This window comes from Enterobacter cloacae complex sp.6700776 (assembly GCF_048284255.1).
In the GTDB taxonomy this organism is placed as follows: Bacteria; Pseudomonadota; Gammaproteobacteria; order Enterobacterales; family Enterobacteriaceae; genus Enterobacter; species Enterobacter intestinihominis.
On the sequence record NZ_JBLVYK010000070.1, the window covers coordinates 1 to 403 of the forward strand.

The following is a 403-nucleotide window of genomic DNA, read 5'->3' on the forward strand; positions in this document are numbered from 1 at the left end:
TGGTTGATATCACCCGTAGGGGAGTTTTAACGAGGGCTTGGCGTAATGCTGCACCCGTAATTCGACCACCATGGAGTGGTAGCGAAGCACGTTTTATTGAACAGTGCACTCGTTGTAACCAGTGTATCAAGAGTTGTGAAACGGCAATTTTGCAACCGGGTCCTGGTGGCTATCCCATGGTCGATTTTCAGCGTGGTGAATGCACATTCTGTTATGCATGTGCAGAGGTCTGTCCTGAGCCTATATTCCTTCCTCAAAATACCCAGCCTTGGAATATCAAGATTGCCATTGGGCAACACTGTCTGGCGTACAAATCGATTGAATGTCGTCGTTGTGAAGACAGTTGTGAGCCTCAAGTGATCGCCTTTCGTCCATCACTGGCCGGTATTTACCAGCCAAACAT

General features: G+C 48.1%; 1 protein-coding gene. It reads left to right on the forward strand.

Annotation, left to right across the window (positions count from 1 at the left end):
• Positions 1–59: 59 nt before the first annotated feature.
• On the forward strand, positions 60–403 hold a 344-nt coding region (napF, locus tag ACNQ0T_RS23250; protein ID WP_417930390.1), incomplete at its 3' end, for a ferredoxin-type protein NapF.